Origin of the sequence: Dietzia timorensis (assembly GCF_001659785.1) — a bacterium.
In the GTDB taxonomy this organism is placed as follows: Bacteria; Actinomycetota; Actinomycetes; order Mycobacteriales; family Mycobacteriaceae; genus Dietzia; species Dietzia timorensis.
Genome location: NZ_CP015961.1, coordinates 385,003 through 401,966 on the forward strand (window position 1 = coordinate 385,003; position 16,964 = coordinate 401,966).

The window sequence follows — 16,964 nt, forward strand, 5'->3', positions numbered from 1 at the left end:
AGGGCGCAGGCCATCAACGAGGCTCACCAAGTCGTGCGAGTTCATGTCTCCAAGCAGTCTCTGTGTTGAATGCTCCTCCGAGGTCGGGCAGTTCGGCCATATCGGCGTCGGGCAGATCGACGAGGTGCCCACCAGCCGAAGTCACTTGCAGTGCCAACCCGGACAGGCCGTCCACGCTGATGGCCTGGAGAACTGCTTGCTCGACGGTTTCGGCCGCGCTGGTGAGGCCGTGGCCCCGCAGCACAACAACGGGCCTTGTTCCCATAGCATCGGCCATTTCGGTGGCGAGCCGACGGTCGCGGATGAGTACTCCGCGGGGATAGACGGGCACCCCGTTGGCGGCGAGGCGGGCTCCGGGAATGTCGTACGCCCCTACGATGGGGCGTACTGCAAGCCCTGCCAGGTCGGCGGCAACCACTCGCGGGGGATGGGCGTGAACGACAGCCCGGATGTCTGGGCGGCGCCGGAAGAGCTCGGTGTGCAGCGGCAGTTCGTTGGGGACCGTGTATCCGCCCGCGAGCTCGCCGTCGGCGGCGGGATTGCCGTCGAGGTCCACCATGCGGATGTCTTCGGCTTGCGTATACGCCAGTCCGCGTTCGTACGGGCCGCGACAGCGCACCAGCAATGTGCTGTCGGTAATTTTCAGGCTGATGTGACCCAAGATTCCATCTGCAAGGCCCCGATGGGCCAAGACCCGGCAGGCGAGGGCGATACGTTCCCGGCTGACGCTCTCGGTCTGGGGCAGCAAGTTTCCGGGTGTCATGACGCCCTCCTCGGCGGTGGCTCCAACTGGGGTTCGAGCTTGGCGCGCAGATCCTGCACCGTGATGCCCCTGGCCATGCCCAGACGGCAGGCAATGAGGGCTTTGGGCCAGTTCACGATGGCTGCGCCCCGGACGGTGGTGCCGTCGATGGTGTAGAGGGCGGCGAACTTGCCGTGGACCTGCGGGTGTCCGATGAGGACGTGGTCGACATTGCCTCCGACGCGTCCCACGACCTGGATCTTCCAGTCGTGCTGGTCGCTCCACACGTATTCAATGGGCGTGTAGGCGCGCGGCTGTTCCGGATGGATGATGTTGTAGGCCACGCAGGCGGCCTGTTCCACCGCGTTAGTCCAGTGCTCGGTCCTGACGTCCTCGCCGTGCTTCTGGTGGCGCCAGCGGGCTACGTCGCCGACGGCGTACACGTTCGCAGCGTCGAGGGCTTGACAGTACTCGTTGAGCACGACCCCGTTGTCCACCAGCAGGCCGGATGCGCTAAGCCAGGAGTCATTGGGGATGACGCCAATACCGATCAGCACGGTGGCCGCCTGAACGCTCTCACCGTTGGTCAGGTGGAGGGAGAAGTTGCCCTCCTCGCCTTCGATAGCTTCCACTCCGGTGCCGAACATGGTGTCGACCCCGTTGTCCTGGTGAAGGTCTGCGAACCACTGGCCGATCTCAGGGTTAAAGAGGCGGCTCATGGGCACGGGCACCGGGTCGATGACGGTGACCTCCAATCCCAGGCCGCGGGCGGTGGCTGCCGCTTCGGCGCCGATGAACCCTGCCCCGATAACGGCCAGCGCCCCACCCCGGAGAAGGTCCCCACGTAGTTCGCGGGCGTCCTCAAGGGTGCGCAGCACGTGAATCCCTGGAGACTGGCCCCAGGGAGAGGGCCGGGGTGATGCTCCGGTGGCAATGACGAGGTTGTCGTAGCGAAGGGGGTCATGCCCTTCAAGCTTCAGCAGGTTCTCGGCGACGTCCAGATCGACAGCGCGGTGCCCCAGCAAGAGTTGGATGTCCTCGGCATCGGCCTGCTCCTGTGTCAGCAGCCGGATAGAGTCCTCGTCGGCGGATCCCGCAAGAACGGATTTCGACAATGGCGGCTTATCGTAGGGAAGTTCGGTCTCTTCTCCCACGAGGATGATCTCCCCCTTATAGCCTTCCAGCCGGAGGGACTGCGCGGTGCGCACCCCGGCAATGGAGGACCCGACGACGACGACGGTGCCCGGGCTCATGCGTCCTCTACCACCAGTGCGGAGACCGGGCAGCTGCGCGCGGCTTCGGTGACGCGGGCGCGGTCGGCTTCGGGGACTTCGGTCTGGAGCAGCACGACGATCCCGTCGTCGTCCAGGTCGAAGTAGTCAGAGGCTCCGACGACGCAGTTCGCGTATCCCTGACAGGCCTGCAGATCGGCTTTTACAACGGGCATGGTCGAACTCCTTAGCTTGAGACGGTGGTGCTCTGGCGGTTGGGGTGTTTATTCGTCTTCGGCCACGAGCGGCCCGAAAGGGTGTCCGATCATGGCCGAGAACGTGGCCGGGGCCTGCCAGGTCAGGGACTCCAGTTCCAGCGGACAGAGCGTTACCCACTGGCCCGAACGAGGAGATTGAATCATCAGCCGCGAACCGTTGCGGGTCTCGATGCGGGTGACCTGGACCTCCGAGAACTCGTTAGCGATCACGATCGGCTTGCCGGTGACGTGCTCTTCGAGCCGGCGGCGTTCCTCGGTGGCCTGGATCGCCGCGAGGCGGTCTTCCTCCTCGCCTTCCCATTCCAGTTTCACAGGAAGATCGCCAGGTTCTGCATGCGGATGACCGACTCGTCGACCATGATGGTGCGACGGGCCAGCTCCCACCCGGACCCGGATGAGGTACGGCGGAGGAGATCCTCGCGTCCTGCCGAGACAGTGGAGGACTCCCCGACGTCACCACGGCTGCGGAAGAGAAGAACCGCCGAGTCCACGATGATCTCTTGCGGGTCGGGGGTGCGGAAGGTGCGCACGTTGGTGATGTAGTGGCGCAGCCGTGATGGGGGGTCTTCGGTCCACGCGTGCTCGGTGGCGAAGCGTGCCACGCGGCGACTGAGCGAGTACTTGTTCTCGTCCCAGTGCGCCATCCCCGGTGAGGTGGAGTATCCGGCGCCCAGGGCAGTGGTGACGCGGACGGGCATGAGATAGTGCACGTCATCGGCGATCCGGGAGAGCCACTCGTCGTAGTCCTGGGCGTCCAACAGGTACGCCTCATCGACCAGCCAACGATGCGCCTCCAGGTGAAGTTCATCGTTGAAAGGCAGGGTCTGCCCCGTCCGCTGAGTACGCGGGGCGTGGGCTCCCAGCGCCGATTGTTCGGACAGCGTCAAGTTCTCGTTCTCGTGTGCCGTTCCAACACTCATGATCAGACCTCCTCGTGAAGGGTTGCTGCGGGCGCGGTCTCTGCGCTGCCGCAGGCCGGGCGGGCGGGCCCCGATCCGGCGGCCGGTGGCGCTTGCACCGGGTCCGAGCCCACGTGCACCTGCGCTGCGGCTTCTACCGGACGTTCGAGGTGATCGGCCCACCGGCGCAACAACTCCCGCTGGTTGTACTCGCTGTAGCCGACACGGGTGGCGCCGGGTCCCGAGTATTCCTCGGGGGACAGGGCCTCGACGACGTTCTCGCCGTTCTCGAGCATGCCCATCCGGCTGTTGAGCAGCAGACGCCGTGCCATGGAGCCGGCGGCAGTATTGGTGAGGGACACCCAGTTCTCGACGTCGTCCTGCTCGAACATGCCGCCACTGCCGAAGCACATGAGATACGCCTTGTAGGAAAGCGCTTTGTACTCCTCCGGCGCGTTCTTGTCGACGGCGAACCACGAGAGGACTTCCGTCTCGTTCTCGCTGATCGGCTGCCACACGCGGATAGAGATGAAGGGGAGCACCTCGTCGGAGCCCTCTTCGACCCGCGGCCAGTTATGGACGAAGCTCATGTTCGGGAACAGTGAGGCCGCCGAGATCATGAACCCGTCCTTGCCGACCACGTCGAGCTGCTCCTGGGTCCACTGCTCCTTCATCCGGGCGATCATCTCGTCCGGGTAGCCCACGTAGCGCAGGCGCTCCTCCAGGCCACCTTCGGGCAGCTTGTAAGTGGTGCCGCCACCGTTGCCAGCCCAGTACGTGGTGCCGTCCTTGCGCTTCTCCGCCTTGGGCTCGCGGAAGAGGCCGATCTCCACCACCGAGGTGTGGGTCTGGGGCGTGTGGTACATGTCCCCGGCGAAGTTCTCGGCCCCGATCTTCCAGTTCGCCTTGACCCGCCAACGCTGAGGGCCACGCAGCTCGATGCCGTCCGCGCTCTGCTTCGTGTAGTAGTCCAGGTAGAACTTGAAGTCCCCCAGGAACTCCTCCAGGGGCTCGGCATCCGGGTCCATGCTGATGAAGATCAGACCGTTGTACGTGGCCAGCGAGGGAGCAGGCAACAAGGTCTGGCCCTTCTTCTTGAAGCCTTCCTCCCCGCCGTATGCCTCCTTGTGAAACGGCAGGCCAACGAGGCGCCCGTCATTGCGGTAAGACCAACCGTGGTACGGGCAACGGAAGTGGGAGGCATTGCCCATCTCCGCCCGGCACACCTGCATGCCCCGGTGGAGGCACATGTTGAACAGGGCCCGGACCTGGCCCTGTTCGTCCCGAGAGATAATGAACGAGTCCTCGAGGACCCTGCGGACCACGTAGTCACCAGCCTCGGGGACCTCCGACTCGTGGGCGACGAACAGCCAGCTGCGGCTGAAGAGACGTTCCTTCTCGAGTTCGAAGAGCTCTTTGTCGTTGTAGATATGTGCAGGGATCATGCCCCGCCGTACGTCCTCGAGGACGCCGTGATGGTCTGCCATGGGAGAGCTCCTTCTCGATCATCGATCAGTCAGTCTGTAGAGCAGAGGTCCACTCTGTCGTGAAGAGGTTTCCGCATTTTGTGATCTACGTCAACCCCTCCCACTCTTCGTGCCAGGTACGGGTGGGTGCGGCAAGGGTCAGTGGCCGTTTTCGGGGGAGTCGGAGTCGCGGGCGGCGTTCTCTCCGCGGTCCAGCCTCGCCAGGGCGGCCATTTCCTCGGCAGTCAGGGAGAAATCGAACACCGAGATGTTCTCGACCAGCCATGCGGGTTTGGCGGCCTGCGGGATCGGGACGATTCCTTGCTGGACGTGCCAGCGGAGCAGAACCTGCGCCGGACTCTTTGCTGTCCGTTGCGCGATCTGCACCACGATGGGGTGGTCACGCAGTCCCGATTCGCGACCAATAGGGCTCCAGGCCTCGGTAATGATGCCCAGGTCCTGGTGCACTGCCCGCGGGGGTAGCCGTGCGAGATCGGGGCTGAGCTGGATCTGGTTCACGTCAGGAACCACGCCGGTCGCGGCAATGACCTTCTCCAAATGGTCCGGCTTGAAATTGGAGACACCGATCGCTTTGACACGGCCTTCGTCCAAGAGCTTGACGAGGCCTCTCCATGCCTCGGTGTACTGGTCCAAGGCCGGCACGGGCCAGTGGCACATGAACATGTCCAGGTAGTCCAGGCCCAAGGCTTGGAGACTGCGGTCGTAGGCCCTCTGCACACCGTCGACGCTGTGGGACTCCTTGTTGAACTTGCTGGAGACGAACAGCTCTTCACGCGCAACGCCGGCAGTGCGGACACCGCGTCCCACCGCGTCTTCATTGCGGTACTGGAACGCGGTGTCGACGAGCCGGTAGCCGCTTTGAATGGCGTAGCGGACGGCCGTCTCGCACTCTTCCCCCACCAGTGGCCAGGTGCCCAGGCCCAGATGCGGAATGCTATGCCCGTGCCGCAGTCGGAGCCTCGGGACCGTTGCGGGGTCATCGCTCGGATGGGTTTTCGTCGTCATGGACAGCCTCTCGTCGAAACGTCTTGCTTTCTTGTCACCGGAGGCAAATAGCGCGAGCCTCGGGGTCTGTGTCGGTCAGTCGACATCTTTGTTGGATCTCCAGGTGGTTGCAGCTGGGGTGATGATGAGCAGGCCCGCGGCCAGCAGGGCCGCGGTCACCGGAACGAGGGTGACCAGCCCGGCCATGCCCAGCGGTGAGAGGAAGAGCGCCGTGGCGCGGAAAGTGCCCGTCAATGCGAGGGCGTCTCCGCGTTCTTCTGGGTGCACCTTCTCCGCTGCGATGGCCGGACCGACGGTCTGCAGGACCCCGGCACCGATGCCGGAGATGGCCAGGGCAATGGCCACCGGGGCGGTCAGACCGGCGAACGGTCCCACTGCGGCCAGTCCCAGCCCTGTAGCTATCATCCCGATGACCAGAGACGCCCTGACGCCCCGGCGCCGGACCCACCCGCTGGCGGTACTACCGACGAGAACGGTGGCGTTGGCGATGGAGAGCAGGATACCGATGACTGCAGCCGGTTGGCCTGCCAGGGACAGGGCCAAAGGGACGTAGGAGTTTAGAAGGCTTTTCCAAACCCCTGCGCCCGTGTTCATCCAGCAGGCAGCGTTGACACCGGGTCGTCGCCACAGACGGACATCCCTGCCAGTGGGTGAAGAAGGCCTGGCCGCGAACGGGGGAAACCTGATCAACAAGGCCGCGGGGACGACGGCGACGGAACCTGCGACGATCCCCATCATGAGTGGCAGTTGCACCGAGGCCTCCCAGAGGTATCCGGCCACCGTGGGGCCGAGAAGCGCACCGATCCCCGCCGCCAGATTGACGTCCCGGAGGCCACTGACCGGTGCGGCGGATGTACGAACGGCGTGGGTCTGGCTGCTGGTCCAGAAGAACGCCCGGGCTATTCCCTGGACCAACTGGGACGCGACAAAAAACACGACCGCGGGAGAAATCGCGAGCAGTGCGCACGAGATCGCGATCATCAGCCCGGATCCAGCTTCCTCTTCGAAGTTGTTTGTATCAGACATCTGGTCTTTCGAGCACGAAAGACCGACGAAGGGTTCTGCTAAAGCGAGATGAACGCACCAACCGCGGCGTTGAACTTTTCGCGCTGGTCACTGAACACGTGATGACCAGCGTTGTTGATGAGATAGAGCGAGCTATCCAGGGTGTTGGCAGCGATCAGATCGAAGAGCCCCTTACCCATCGACACCGGCGCCGATCGATCATTGACTCCCCACACAACCAGCGTCGGCACCGGGATTCCTGCGTCGGCAAGCCGTTCCTGAACCCAGCGCCTGCCCTCGCTGAGGCTAGGCAACCAGTGCTCCTCCGCATTGCGTGCATATCCGGCGACAGCGTCGCGCTGCTTTTCGCTCTCGAGCCACTTTGTGGCGATCCCGATGTAGTCCTCGGGCAGATCTCCCTCATTAACCGCCTGGGCAGCATGATAGTGACGGATCAACTCGGCCGAACCTCCGGGGGCAGTCCTTTCGACTCGCTCGTAGAAGTCCATGTCGGTTCCGACGGGCGGCGCCGGTGCCGCAGTCGCACTGCTGATGATGACCAGCTTCTTTACCATCTCAGGGTACTTCAACGCGAGAAGGACCGCCGTCATGCCGCCGCGCGAGTGACCCACCAGGGTCAGGTTCTTGAGCCCCAACTGAGTTGCAAAGTTCGCAACGTGTTCGGCGACCGCGTCGACAGTCCAGTCTTCGTCATTCAGCGGGAGACCAGTCTCGCCCTGACCGAGTTTGTCGACCGCGAGGACACGGCCGTACTCGCCGAAATCCTCTAGAACGTTGCCCCAGGATTCGATTCCGGCCGGTATGAAGAACCCGAAATGCCCCCCATGGATGAGGAGGATCGGATCCTTGTCCTGGCCGTCGTCGAAATAACGCGTCTGAACCCCTTTCACATCGACGAAATGGAACTTCTGGGTGATTGAAGAGCTTGGCACGGATAACGCCTTTCTGTGCACGATAACGATTGAACAATTCATCGCAGTTCGACCCCTACCGACGTGGTAGTTCTGGCCAGTAGAAATCTCTTCTGCGTGTGCCTGAAAGCTACGCGCCTCCGCATCGACTGTCAATAGAAAGGGCCCTTCCGGATTCAGAGTGCATTGATCCGATCCTGAAGCTGTCCGGAGTGGATCAGTGACCGCAAGATGTAGTGCTTGAGGTTGCGGAAGCCCAGGGCGATTCCGCGGAGGTGTTCGAGCCTGCCGTTGATGGCCTCGACGGGGCCGTTGGAGGCACCCACGTCGAAGTAGGCGAGGATCTCGCGGTGCCGCTTCCATAGCGACCGGCCGAGCTGGGCGAGCTCGGGCAGCTCGGTGGGCACCCCGGTCCGGATCGAGCGCAGGAGCTTGTACATCGCGATCTTGCCCTCCCGCTTGCCCGAGGCCTCGTAGGCGGCGATGAGTCGCTGGTAGACGCCGTAGGTGACCTCCACCGCCGCGTGCGCATCGTTGGCGGTGAACGCCTTGAACAAGCGCACTTTCTGTTTGTCGGTCAGCAGCCCTGCCCGGGTGTTGAGCGTCCTGCGGATGCCGTACAGCGGATCGCCGGTGCGGCCCCGGTGCCCGGTGGTGGCCTGCTGGATGCGTTGGCGGCACACGGTGAGCTTGTCGGCGGCAAGATGCACGACGTGGAACGGGTCCATCACCGTGCGTGCTGCGGGCACGGCCTTGGCTGCGGCGGAGTGGTAGCCGGCGAACCCGTCCATCGTGACCACCTTGACTCGGTCTCGAAATGCCTGGTCGCGGGCGTTGAGCCACTCGGTGAGGACCTTCGCCGAACGGCCCGGGACCATCCTTTGGCGCGGCCGAGGAACTTGTGCCCGCCGCCGTCGGGGATGCGTCCGAGCTTCTTGATGTCCACGTGCACCAGATCGCCCGGTGCGGCGTGCTCATAGCGCTGCGGGCGTCGCTTGGTGGCGCGCACCGGGGCGCCGGTGGCCGGGTCGGTGAACGCCAGGCGCACGCACCCGAAGCGGGACAGGATCTTGTGCACCGTCGAGGGGTGCATTCCCAGGTGGTAAGCGATTCGGGCTGGCCCCCACCGGCGCGATACGCGCAGGCCGATCACCCGGCGCTCCCGACGACGCGGGGTGCGGTGGGGGCAGGTGTGCGGCCGGCTGGAGCGGTCAACCATGCCGGCCTTGCCCTGCTCGCGATACCGGCTGGCCCAGCGTCGGGCCGTGGTGACCGAGACACCGAACCGTTCCGCAGCTCGGGCCGGGGGCCAGCCGTCTTCGACGACACACCGGGCCAGGCGCAGTCTTCCCGTGGGCGTCAAGGTCGCGTTAGCGTGGGACACGAAGACCTCCGTTGTGGGTGTGGTTGCTTGGTCGCTTTCACACCTCACACGGAGGTCTTCCTCATTTCATCTCGCCATGCCGACCGGAGACACAACCTCCGTGGTCAGTACATCTAGCCGACTGGGCCAGTGCCCGAGGTGCGGCAGGAAGGCAGGCCGGTATCCTCTTGGGCGTCAACGATATGCCCGCCGCGGCGACCAAATGCTGTACGCGTGGCAGCCCGGGATGCTGGCATCGAGCCCCGGATCGCGAGTCGCCCGGTCTGACAACGTGGTCGTTGACCCGCTCAGCGATCGGCCATTGCGGCTGCCACCCCTCCAACCGAGAGCGCGAGCGGAGAGAACCTGCTGAACGGCGCAGCCGGCCGCTAACGTCGGTGGTAGCACGTTCACGAACCGGGGCACAGGGCGTACCGGCCACCGCCGCCCGACGGGGTTCGTTCTCGACCGCGGTTGCCACCGCGTCCGGCGAAACTCCGTCGGTCACCGGCCGCGCCGCGGCAGCGATGGTTCGTCCACCAGGGGGTCGGAGACGGTGATGGCCCGCATCGGGCAGCTCGCGGCGGCCTCGAGCGCTAAGGCGCGGGTGCGGGGGCCACCGTCAACAGGCTCCAGAACGACGGCGACGCTTCGCTCGTCATCGAGGTCGAAGAGCTCGGGCGCGGTCACAACGCACGAGGCGAAGCCCTCACACCGCTCGAGGTCCACCGTAATGTTCATCATGTTCATCGTCCCTCCGTGGTTAAGTCATGGGCAGTCTGTTCGGCGGCGAAGCGCCGCATCGGATCGATCCTGAGCGCGCCGGCCAGCTGCATGATCAGCAGTGGGTGGGCGCCCCTTTGCTGGAGGGTGACCAGGTCGCCCTCCAGGACGGCCGCAAGATCGGCCAGCCGTACGCCTGCGAGGTCGGCCGCGAGCTGGCCCGACTCTTCCGCAATAGAACGAAACTCCGGATCCCGGACGACCCGGCGGATGACCTGGTCCAGGGGTAAGTTCACGGTTCCTCCTCGGGGGCCAACCGAGCCAGCGCGATCCCGGTCGCCCAGTCCGGGACGGACTCGTATGCCAGGACGACCCCTCTCGGCCCACGGGCCGTCCGCTCAGGCTCCGACACTCCCCAGCCCTCCTGACGGGACGCGGCGGCCATCGCGGTGACCCAGTTGCAGATCTCCGGGGCACCATTGCCGGCCTCAGCGAGGACGTCGGCGGTCTTCATGGCGAGGATCGCGCCGAGGTCCCCTGCGCGCACGTGCTGCAGGAATCGCTCGTCGAAGGCGGAGTTGATCTGGCCCATCTCCGGCGTGCCGACCCAGTGGGAGAGCCCGCCGGTCCCGAGCACGACCACTGTTTCGGCTGCGGGCCGCCGCGTAATGACGTCGCGCAGCAGTTCCCCCAGTTGGGCGCTGCGCCACAGGGGTGGCAGAGGCTCGGTGTTGGCGTTCTGGAACACCGGGACCACCGGGATGTCCATCTCTGGTCGGATCAGGGTCAATGGTGCCATGAACGCATGGTCGATCTTCGGGTTGGCGGAGAACGCGAGGTCGAATCCGGCGGCCACCCCTTCGGAGAGCAGCTGGGCAGCGAAGGCGCCAGCAAGTGGGACCTCGGCGCTGGCCACTCCTCCATCGCCCCAACCGGTGGCTATCTCTCCGATTCCGACGCATATCTGCGGAAAGCTGTCGTAGCTGAAGGATGCTAGGTGCTCGCTGCTGACGACGACGAGCACGTCAGGGGACAGCCGGTCAATTTCCGCACGCACCTGAGCGAAGGCCTGATGGACTGCGGCGTGCACGTCGTTGTCCGGTTGGAGCTTTCGGATCATCATCGCCGTGTGGGACGTCGCGTACGCACCTACCAGCCTGCCCATCAGCGGGCCGCCCGTTGCCGGTTGGTGGCCGGATCCGTGGGGCCGCCGTCGCCGTCGCCGTCGGTGCGCCCACCTCGGCGCCCCGCGGTGACCGAACGCACGAAACCGCCGACGACAGCGTGGAATTCCGCCGGCTTCTCGAACTGCGGCCAGTGACCGGCGTCCTCCATCAGACGGAACGTTGCATCGGGAATGATCCGGCTGGCCGCCTCCCCCACCGTCCACGGCATGGTCGGGTTCTGCCGGGTCCACAGCACGAGCGTCGGGCAGTTGATCGTCGCGAGCCGCTCGGCGGTCAGCAGTTCCTCCGGCCGGGGCCGGGAGGTGAATGCGGCGACCATGTCACCGGCGGTGGCGGCGAAGTCCGGGCTGGCGTAGATCCGGTACCGGGTCTCCACCAGTTCGTCGGTGACCACGGACGGGTCATGGACCAGCCATTCCAGCCGAGTCCGGACCTTCTCCCGGGTCGGGGTGTCCAGAGCCTTGGTGGTAGCCTCCGCGACCTGCCGGCCGACGTTCTCGGTCAGCGTGGCACCGTCGGCGTCCACCTGCAGCCCCGCCCCGGTGACGCTGACGAGCGAGGCGACCCGCTCGGGGTGGTGGACGGCGAGAAACGCCGCGACCCAGCCACCGAGAGACTGCCCGACCAGGTGGGCTCGCGAGGCGCCGATCTCGTCGAGGAAGCCGAGCACGTGCTCGGCGAGCGCGCGGATCGAGTACTCGATCTGCGGCTTGTCGGTGAAGCCATGACCCAGCATGTCAATGGCATGCACGCGGAAGTCCCGGCCGAGGACGGCGACGTTGCGCACCCAGGTCTCGGCGTGCCCGCTCACGCCGTGCAGCAGGACTACCGGCTCACCGGCGCCTGCCTCGATGCTGCGGGTGCGGTAAGAGCTCGCCTGGCGGTACCGGACCTCGGTTCCCAGCAGGTCCACCCAGAACGAGTTCCCCTGGGGCTGGGCCATTCCCCCTTCAGTGCTCGTCACGTTGAAGCTCCTCTCTGTTCGGCCGTGCGGCCGGTGCGGGATGGTCGGTCACTCCGGTCCGAACGGCTCGGAGAGCAATGTCGTGTAGGCCCTCTCGTCGAGCCAGGTGAGGCTCTCCAGCTGCAGCGCGTCAAGGAAGACCTCGCGGCCGGTGCGCAGGCTACGGATGGCCAGGCGAAGGTCGTTGCCGTCTCGGTCGGCGCGTACCCGCACCCGGGCGAACTCGTTGCGGACTACGAGCTCGCCGTCGGCAGAGCCGATGCGCAGCCAAGAACTCGGCTCTGGTGCGCCATCAGCCCCGACGTCCCGACTGCCGTCGAGGTCAGCCGCCTGGGCCTCAGAAGAAGATGGAGATGGCACGGGGCAACACCCGGTGGTCGAGGAGCACGGTCCGTTCGGCGATCTTCCAGCTCTCACCGGAGGTCACGATCCGGTCGCGACGGGAGCCGACGAAGAACTGCTCGGAGTTGGCTCGCCGGGACTGGAAGATGATGAAGTTGCACTCCGCTACCAGGTCGCCGTCCGGCCCGGGGGTGACCAGGACGTTGCTGATGAACCGGCGCGTCCGCGACCGCGGCTGCTCCGCGTGGGCAAGGCCACCGGCCAAGCGCTCCATCCGCTTGGCGAGGAAACGGGCGTCCTCCTCCATGAGCGACCACTCGCCGGGGACGTGGTCCCGGTGCTGCCGCACCTCACGGGTCTCCGTGATCGGCATCCAGTAATGGACATCCTCAGTGAACAGGTCGAGCCACTCGTCGTAGCGTTGCTCGTCGAGCATCTTGGCCTCGCTGTAGAGGAAGTCCTCGACGTCGCGGCGCAGATCGGTGAGGGAATTGGTCATTTCTGCTCTCCCGGGGTGGTCATGAGTTCGAGCCAGTAGCGATAGAAGTTGCGGTGGTTCTGCTCCGAATAGTGGGGCCCCAAATGGCCGGGGTATCCCTCCTCGTGGATCTCGCCCTCGTGCCCCAGGCCCATCGCGTAGTTGAAATCCCGGGTCTGGGAGACCACCCCTCGGGCGGACTCGGTGATTTGCTCGAAGTTCTCGCCATCGTCCTGGCCAAAGATCCCGGCCGCGGCGTTCTCCTGGGACATCTGGGTGCGGGCGAAGTCCTTGACCGACTGCGGCGCGTCGCGGTCGAAGAGCGCCGTCTGCCAGACCTCGATCTCACCCGGTCCCCTCGGGTGCCATTGGAAGAGCCCGAAGACGTGGAAGACGCCGAACTTGATCCATGACAGGTTCGGGAAGATATTGCCCTGACCGAGCCCGTGCATCTCCGCCTGCAGCGGGGAGACCCGGGCCTTGAGCCGCTCGTGCACGGCGTTGACGTACTCGATCGCCTCCGGCCCGAGGAGCTGAGCCATCCCGACGTCGTTCTGATAGGCCCGGCCGGGCTTGCTGATGTCGCCCATCCCGTGGCCGTGGTCGAAGTATGCGATGTAGTCGCCGAGCGTGTCGTAATCGGGGAGGAAGCCGATCTGGAAGGCCGACCCATGTGTGTAGAGCACGTGGTAGTCGTCGCCGGCGAAGTTCTCCGCCGCCAGCTTCCAGTTGGCCTTGATCCGGAACTTCATCGTGGGGCCGATCACCTCGAGCCCGCCGAGCGGCGCCTCGAAGGCCAGGTCCAGATACCAGAGCTGGTCAGCGCCGAGGTAGTCTACCAGCGGGATGGCGTCCTCGTCCCAATTGGCGAAGATGAAGCCCTTGTAGTTCTCCACCCGCGGAACGGCCTTCAGACCTAGGCGCGGCTTGTCCAGCTCGCCATGGTAGACGGTATCTGCGCGCGGTGCACCGATCAGATCGCCGTTGTTGCTGTAGGTCCAGCCGTGGTAGGGGCAGCGGAAGAACTTCGAGGACCCGGCGTCGGTGCTACACACGGCCATGCCCCGGTGGGCGCAGGAGTTGAGCATCACCCGGATCACTCCGTCCGCACCGCGAGTGGCGATCACAGGGTCCTCGCCCATGAAGTTCGTCAGGTAGTCGCCCGGCTCACTCAACTGGGACTCGTGGCCGATGAACAACCACGTCTTGGTGAATACCCGGTCCAATTCCTTGCGGTAGGTTGCCTCGTCGACGAAGACTGTTCTGCTGACGGCACCCTCGTCGGGCTTCACCAGGTCGTGCAGTCTTGCGGCGGCCACGTCAACGGGGCGTTCGCTAATGCTGGTCATGATCGGGTCCTCTCGGGGTCTGACGGGTTGCGTGAGGTGAGATGGGAGGGCGGACCCGAACGGCCCACCTGTAGGCGGATCGTCTGGGCGTCTGCGGTATCACTGAGCGCTGTCATTGCTGGTCCAACTGTTCTGGGCCCCGAGGTTTGCCATGCCCGCGGCGTACAGGGCACCCTGCGCGTCGAAGGGGAGGTGGGCCACGCCGGCCCGCTCGTATGACGGGGTCGCGGCTTCCAGCCGGCTGTAGATCTCCTCCATGTCCGGAGGCAGCTCATGGTCCTGCCAGGCGGCGTAGTCCCCGTAGCCGTGGTCGTAGTTCCACTCCGGCACGTAGTAGAGGCGCCCGGACGTCCCCGCGCTGTCCTGGGCGGCGAGGAAGAGCGAGATCGGCAGCAGGTGCTCGGGAATCGCCGGGCGCATGAAGTAGGCAATGCCCTGCTCGTTGAAGGCCCGGGCGGTGGCGTCGAACCACGACGCTCGGGTGTGCCCCGGCATGATCGCGTTAACCGCGACCCCGTCGCCGCGCACTTCCTCGGCGAGGTAGAAGGTCAGCGCCATCACGGCGGCCTTGGTGGCCTGGTAAGGCATCTCGACCGTCCACGGGCGCAGCCCGTGGTAGCCGCCGCCGGCGGCGACGGCCAGGACGCCACTGCTGACGACGTTGACGATGCTGCCCCGCTGCTGGGCCCGCATCGGCTCGATGAACCGGCGGATGGCCTTCAGCGTGCCGAACACGTTGACGCCGAACATCACCTCCCAGTCGCGGTCGGTCGTGTCAAGGGTGTTCCGGTGGCCTGTGGGCGGGAAGAGGGTTTCGGAGACCAGAGACGCGTTGTTCACTAGGACGTCGACGGTCCCGAACCTGTCGATTACAGCGTCTCGGGCGGCGTCGAGGGCGTCGTCGTCGGTGATGTCCATGTCGACGGCCATGCCGCTGCCGTCCGACTCCAGCTGCTTGCGGAAGTCGTCAGCGTCGTCCCACGTCAGGTCCGCTGCAACGACCTTGGCGCCGGCGCGCAACAGTCCCTCGCAGAGGGAACGGCCGATGCCGCGGGCTCCACCGGTGACAACGATGACTCGACCCGCCGCCTCGCCCTGCCACTCACCGAGTGCCCGCTCGACCAGCTGACGCTGCCGCGCAGTGGCCACGGTTTCTCCACCAGACTCCGACATCCAATTCTCCTCAAGTTAGGACGGCTTTCTGCATTGCAGTACACATAAAAGAGTATGACCTTCATCACAGGCTGTCTATGGGCTATTTTGGTATCGAGCTATTCACTGGTGAAACTAGGAGCCGTGCGTGGAGCTGCGTCAACTCAGGTATCTCGTTGCGGTGGCCCGCGAGGGGTCGTTCCTCCGCGCCGCCGCCACCCTCGATGTGCCGCAGCCCTCGCTGTGGCGTTCGATCAAGGCGCTGGAGGCGGAGCTGGGCATCGCCCTCTTCGAGAGGTCCGGCCGCGGAGTACAGCTCACCGGTGCCGGGAATCAATTGCTGCCCCGCGCCCATTACCTGCTGAATCGAGCGGAGTCGGTCTCCCAGTTTGCCCACGAACTCGCTCGCGGTCGAGCGGGCGTCGTCACGGTGGCCTGCGCATATCCGCACGTGTCACGGTTCCTCGCGCCCCTGATCGGCACCTTCCGGTCGGCGCATCCCGCTATCCACGTCGCCGTCCACGAGTACTCGGGCCTGCCCGCGATCGAACAGGTGCTTAACGGGGACGTCGATCTCGTGACGGGCCTCGGGCAGGCCGACCAGCGTCTTGCGGGCCACCAGCTCGGCGACGTGCGGCTGGCGGTGGTGACCTCCGACGACCACCCGTGGCGGGGCCGGAGCCACGTCTTGGTCGCTGAATTGCGTGGCCAGCCGGTGCTCACCGGGCACGCCGATAGCCTCACCCGGCGCCTGCTGGAGCCGGCGCTGCGGGCAGGGGGCTTCGGGCTCGACATCACGTCGGAGAGCGTCAACGCCACCACCATCGTTGCGCTCGCCCGGGCAGGGCTGGGCGTGGCCGTCATCGCCGACGACAACCTCAGTGCCGACGACTCGGCCAGATGGCCAGTGCTGGTCGACGAGCACACCCCGATGAGCGCCCCGCTGTGGATCTACTGGTCACGCGAAGGAGGCATCGCCCCGGCGGTACGGTCCTTCGTGCGCCACGTCCAGGGGACCGGCAACCGGCTGGACCGGGACGGCGGGCAGCCCAGTCCAGCCTGAGGCCCAGCCGACTTCGGCCTGACCACGCCGATCAGAGCAGGAGATGGTCGATCTCCTCCGCCGCAGCTACCAGCCGAGTGAGGATGTCCTGCTCGGTCGCCGAGCTCATGCGACTGAGCGGCAGCGAGGCCTTGACAGCCAACCGCGGAGAGCGGGTCGAGGCCAGTGCGACGGCGAGGGAGGCGACATCCTCCTCGCTCTCCTCCTTGCTCGACGCGAACCCCCGGGAACGGATCGTGCGCACCGCGTCGAGAAGTTCGGTCCGGGTGCCTAGCGAATGGGCTTTACCGCCTGGTGGACGCCGCCTACGAGAAACGTGCCATCGCGATCAGCTCGAACCTGCACCCGGCCGGTTTCGACGAACTCATGCCCAAGACCATCGCCACCGCGACAGTGGATCGGCTACTGCACCGCGCCCACGTCTGCCAGACCAGCGGCGACTCCGTCCGCCTCTCCGAAGCACTCGCAGGCCAGGGAGTGAAGCCCTTGTCCTGACAACCCGAAAACCCGAGATGGCCAACTTCTGGGCAGATCCCATTGAAGTGCCCCGGGTAATCGATGTCTCCATCAAACCCGGGGCACTTCAGCGGTCAGGTCGTCGGTGAGGCAGCATCGTGCGCACAGTCCTCGGCGGTGGGGTTCGTCCTGGTCTCCGCAGCGGGTGCAGGTCAGTCGGGGGTCGTCGATTCCGGCACAGTCAGTGCAGATGGGCTGGTCGTTGGCGAGGCCAGGCAGCAGTCGATCCGGGCGTTGGCAGCGGGGGCAGGTGCCGCGTCGGCGGGTG

18 protein-coding genes and 4 pseudogenes are annotated in these 16,964 nt (G+C 65.6%); 2 read left to right on the top strand and 20 right to left on the bottom strand.

The features are described 5' to 3' along the window. Window positions 1-13: 13 nt before the first annotated feature. The 19 genes and pseudogenes from phtC to BJL86_RS01825 form a co-directional block, all read right to left on the bottom strand. Entirely contained in the window at window positions 14-763 is a 750-nt protein-coding gene (phtC, locus tag BJL86_RS01740) for a 3,4-dihydroxyphthalate decarboxylase (RefSeq protein WP_006897053.1), read from the bottom strand. Next, window positions 760-1,995 carry an NAD(P)/FAD-dependent oxidoreductase gene (locus tag BJL86_RS01745; RefSeq protein ID WP_006897054.1) on the bottom strand — a complete coding sequence of 412 codons (1,236 nt, stop codon included), beginning with the start codon at window positions 1,993-1,995 and terminating at the stop codon, window positions 760-762. The genes phtC and BJL86_RS01745 overlap by 4 nt, the downstream gene beginning before the upstream one ends. Next, window positions 1,992-2,189 (bottom strand): ferredoxin, encoded by a 198-nt coding sequence (locus BJL86_RS01750; protein ID WP_006897055.1) that lies wholly within the window; start codon window positions 2,187-2,189, stop codon window positions 1,992-1,994. Before BJL86_RS01750 ends, BJL86_RS01745 begins: the two co-directional genes overlap by 4 nt. A 48-nt stretch (window positions 2,190-2,237) precedes the next feature. Next, window positions 2,238-2,543: a hypothetical protein gene (locus BJL86_RS01755; RefSeq protein ID WP_006897056.1), complete on the bottom strand. Its 306-nt coding sequence runs from the start codon at window positions 2,541-2,543 to the stop codon at window positions 2,238-2,240. Continuing rightward, the gene (locus BJL86_RS01760; protein ID WP_006897057.1) at window positions 2,540-3,151 is read right to left on the bottom strand and encodes a 3-phenylpropionate/cinnamic acid dioxygenase subunit beta; all 612 of its coding nucleotides are present in this window, start codon (window positions 3,149-3,151) and stop codon (window positions 2,540-2,542) included. Before BJL86_RS01760 ends, BJL86_RS01755 begins: the two co-directional genes overlap by 4 nt. A 2-nt stretch (window positions 3,152-3,153) precedes the next feature. Beyond that, the gene (locus BJL86_RS01765) at window positions 3,154-4,617 is read right to left on the bottom strand and encodes an aromatic-ring-hydroxylating dioxygenase subunit alpha (protein WP_006897058.1); all 1,464 of its coding nucleotides are present in this window, start codon (window positions 4,615-4,617) and stop codon (window positions 3,154-3,156) included. A gap of 138 nt (window positions 4,618-4,755) precedes the next feature. Next, window positions 4,756-5,622 carry an aldo/keto reductase gene (locus tag BJL86_RS01770; protein ID WP_006897059.1) on the bottom strand — a complete coding sequence of 289 codons (867 nt, stop codon included), beginning with the start codon at window positions 5,620-5,622 and terminating at the stop codon, window positions 4,756-4,758. A gap of 75 nt (window positions 5,623-5,697) precedes the next feature. After that, entirely contained in the window at window positions 5,698-6,648 is a 951-nt protein-coding gene (locus BJL86_RS17360) for an MFS transporter (protein WP_006897060.1), read from the bottom strand. Between the two features lie 38 nt (window positions 6,649-6,686). Further along, window positions 6,687-7,601 carry an alpha/beta fold hydrolase gene (locus BJL86_RS01780; RefSeq protein ID WP_232229006.1) on the bottom strand — a complete coding sequence of 305 codons (915 nt, stop codon included), beginning with the start codon at window positions 7,599-7,601 and terminating at the stop codon, window positions 6,687-6,689. A 134-nt stretch (window positions 7,602-7,735) separates the two neighbouring features. Continuing rightward, window positions 7,736-8,437: pseudogene (locus BJL86_RS01785) on the bottom strand (ISL3 family transposase); the annotation flags it as partial. After that, a pseudogene (locus tag BJL86_RS01790) lies at window positions 8,437-8,943 on the bottom strand (helix-turn-helix domain-containing protein); the annotation flags it as partial. The pseudogenes BJL86_RS01790 and BJL86_RS01785, both read right to left, overlap by 1 nt. A gap of 483 nt (window positions 8,944-9,426) precedes the next feature. After that, window positions 9,427-9,672, bottom strand: a complete 246-nt coding sequence (locus BJL86_RS01795; protein ID WP_006897064.1) for a ferredoxin — start codon at window positions 9,670-9,672, stop codon at window positions 9,427-9,429. Then, window positions 9,669-9,941: a hypothetical protein gene (locus BJL86_RS01800; RefSeq protein ID WP_006897065.1), complete on the bottom strand. Its 273-nt coding sequence runs from the start codon at window positions 9,939-9,941 to the stop codon at window positions 9,669-9,671. The genes BJL86_RS01795 and BJL86_RS01800 overlap by 4 nt, the downstream gene beginning before the upstream one ends. Then, the gene (locus tag BJL86_RS01805) at window positions 9,938-10,810 is read right to left on the bottom strand and encodes a DODA-type extradiol aromatic ring-opening family dioxygenase (RefSeq protein ID WP_006897066.1); all 873 of its coding nucleotides are present in this window, start codon (window positions 10,808-10,810) and stop codon (window positions 9,938-9,940) included. The genes BJL86_RS01800 and BJL86_RS01805 overlap by 4 nt, the downstream gene beginning before the upstream one ends. Beyond that, window positions 10,810-11,796: an alpha/beta fold hydrolase gene (locus tag BJL86_RS01810; RefSeq protein WP_137809379.1), complete on the bottom strand. Its 987-nt coding sequence runs from the start codon at window positions 11,794-11,796 to the stop codon at window positions 10,810-10,812. The genes BJL86_RS01805 and BJL86_RS01810 overlap by 1 nt, the downstream gene beginning before the upstream one ends. Before the next feature lie 48 nt (window positions 11,797-11,844). Next, window positions 11,845-12,156, bottom strand: coding sequence for a hypothetical protein (locus tag BJL86_RS16950; protein ID WP_006897068.1), 312 nt, complete (start codon window positions 12,154-12,156; stop codon window positions 11,845-11,847). Then, entirely contained in the window at window positions 12,134-12,637 is a 504-nt protein-coding gene (locus BJL86_RS01815) for an aromatic-ring-hydroxylating dioxygenase subunit beta (protein ID WP_006897069.1), read from the bottom strand. Before BJL86_RS01815 ends, BJL86_RS16950 begins: the two co-directional genes overlap by 23 nt. Continuing rightward, a complete protein-coding gene (locus tag BJL86_RS01820; RefSeq protein WP_006897070.1) occupies window positions 12,634-13,965 on the bottom strand; it encodes an aromatic ring-hydroxylating dioxygenase subunit alpha in 1,332 nt (443 codons plus the stop codon). Before BJL86_RS01820 ends, BJL86_RS01815 begins: the two co-directional genes overlap by 4 nt. Window positions 13,966-14,064: 99 nt before the next feature. Beyond that, complete coding sequence (locus tag BJL86_RS01825; protein WP_006897071.1) at window positions 14,065-15,138, bottom strand: SDR family NAD(P)-dependent oxidoreductase; 1,074 nt, start codon at window positions 15,136-15,138, stop codon at window positions 14,065-14,067. 127 nt (window positions 15,139-15,265) lie between these two features. Between BJL86_RS01825 and BJL86_RS01830 the strand changes: the two genes are divergently transcribed. Next, entirely contained in the window at window positions 15,266-16,180 is a 915-nt protein-coding gene (locus BJL86_RS01830; RefSeq protein ID WP_006897072.1) for a LysR family transcriptional regulator, read from the top strand. Between the two features lie 31 nt (window positions 16,181-16,211). On the opposite strand, the pseudogene BJL86_RS01835 reads toward BJL86_RS01830, so the two are convergent. Beyond that, a pseudogene (locus BJL86_RS01835) lies at window positions 16,212-16,436 on the bottom strand (IclR family transcriptional regulator domain-containing protein); the annotation flags it as partial. A gap of 17 nt (window positions 16,437-16,453) precedes the next feature. On the opposite strand from BJL86_RS01835, the pseudogene BJL86_RS01840 reads away from it, so the two are divergent. Continuing rightward, a pseudogene (locus tag BJL86_RS01840) lies at window positions 16,454-16,675 on the top strand (ATP-binding protein); the annotation flags it as partial. Window positions 16,676-16,964: the final 289 nt, after the last annotated feature.

Excerpts from the sequence above, each read along its gene's own strand:
- BJL86_RS17360 (WP_006897060.1), bottom strand. The coding sequence starts at position 6,648 with ATGTCTGATACAAACAACTTCGAAGAGGAAGCTGGATCCGGGCTGATG.
- BJL86_RS01825 (WP_006897071.1), bottom strand. The coding sequence starts at position 15,138 with ATGTCGGAGTCTGGTGGAGAAACCGTGGCCACTGCGCGGCAGCGTCAG.
- BJL86_RS01765 (WP_006897058.1), bottom strand. The coding sequence starts at position 4,617 with ATGGCAGACCATCACGGCGTCCTCGAGGACGTACGGCGGGGCATGATC.
- BJL86_RS01815 (WP_006897069.1), bottom strand. The coding sequence starts at position 12,637 with ATGACCAATTCCCTCACCGATCTGCGCCGCGACGTCGAGGACTTCCTC.
- BJL86_RS01770 (WP_006897059.1), bottom strand. The coding sequence starts at position 5,622 with ATGACGACGAAAACCCATCCGAGCGATGACCCCGCAACGGTCCCGAGG.
- BJL86_RS01745 (WP_006897054.1), bottom strand. The coding sequence starts at position 1,995 with ATGAGCCCGGGCACCGTCGTCGTCGTCGGGTCCTCCATTGCCGGGGTG.
- BJL86_RS01760 (WP_006897057.1), bottom strand. The coding sequence starts at position 3,151 with ATGAGTGTTGGAACGGCACACGAGAACGAGAACTTGACGCTGTCCGAA.
- BJL86_RS01795 (WP_006897064.1), bottom strand. The coding sequence starts at position 9,672 with ATGAACATGATGAACATTACGGTGGACCTCGAGCGGTGTGAGGGCTTC.
- phtC (WP_006897053.1), bottom strand. The coding sequence starts at position 763 with ATGACACCCGGAAACTTGCTGCCCCAGACCGAGAGCGTCAGCCGGGAA.
- BJL86_RS01820 (WP_006897070.1), bottom strand. The coding sequence starts at position 13,965 with ATGACCAGCATTAGCGAACGCCCCGTTGACGTGGCCGCCGCAAGACTG.
- BJL86_RS01750 (WP_006897055.1), bottom strand. The coding sequence starts at position 2,189 with ATGCCCGTTGTAAAAGCCGATCTGCAGGCCTGTCAGGGATACGCGAAC.
- BJL86_RS01805 (WP_006897066.1), bottom strand. The coding sequence starts at position 10,810 with ATGGGCAGGCTGGTAGGTGCGTACGCGACGTCCCACACGGCGATGATG.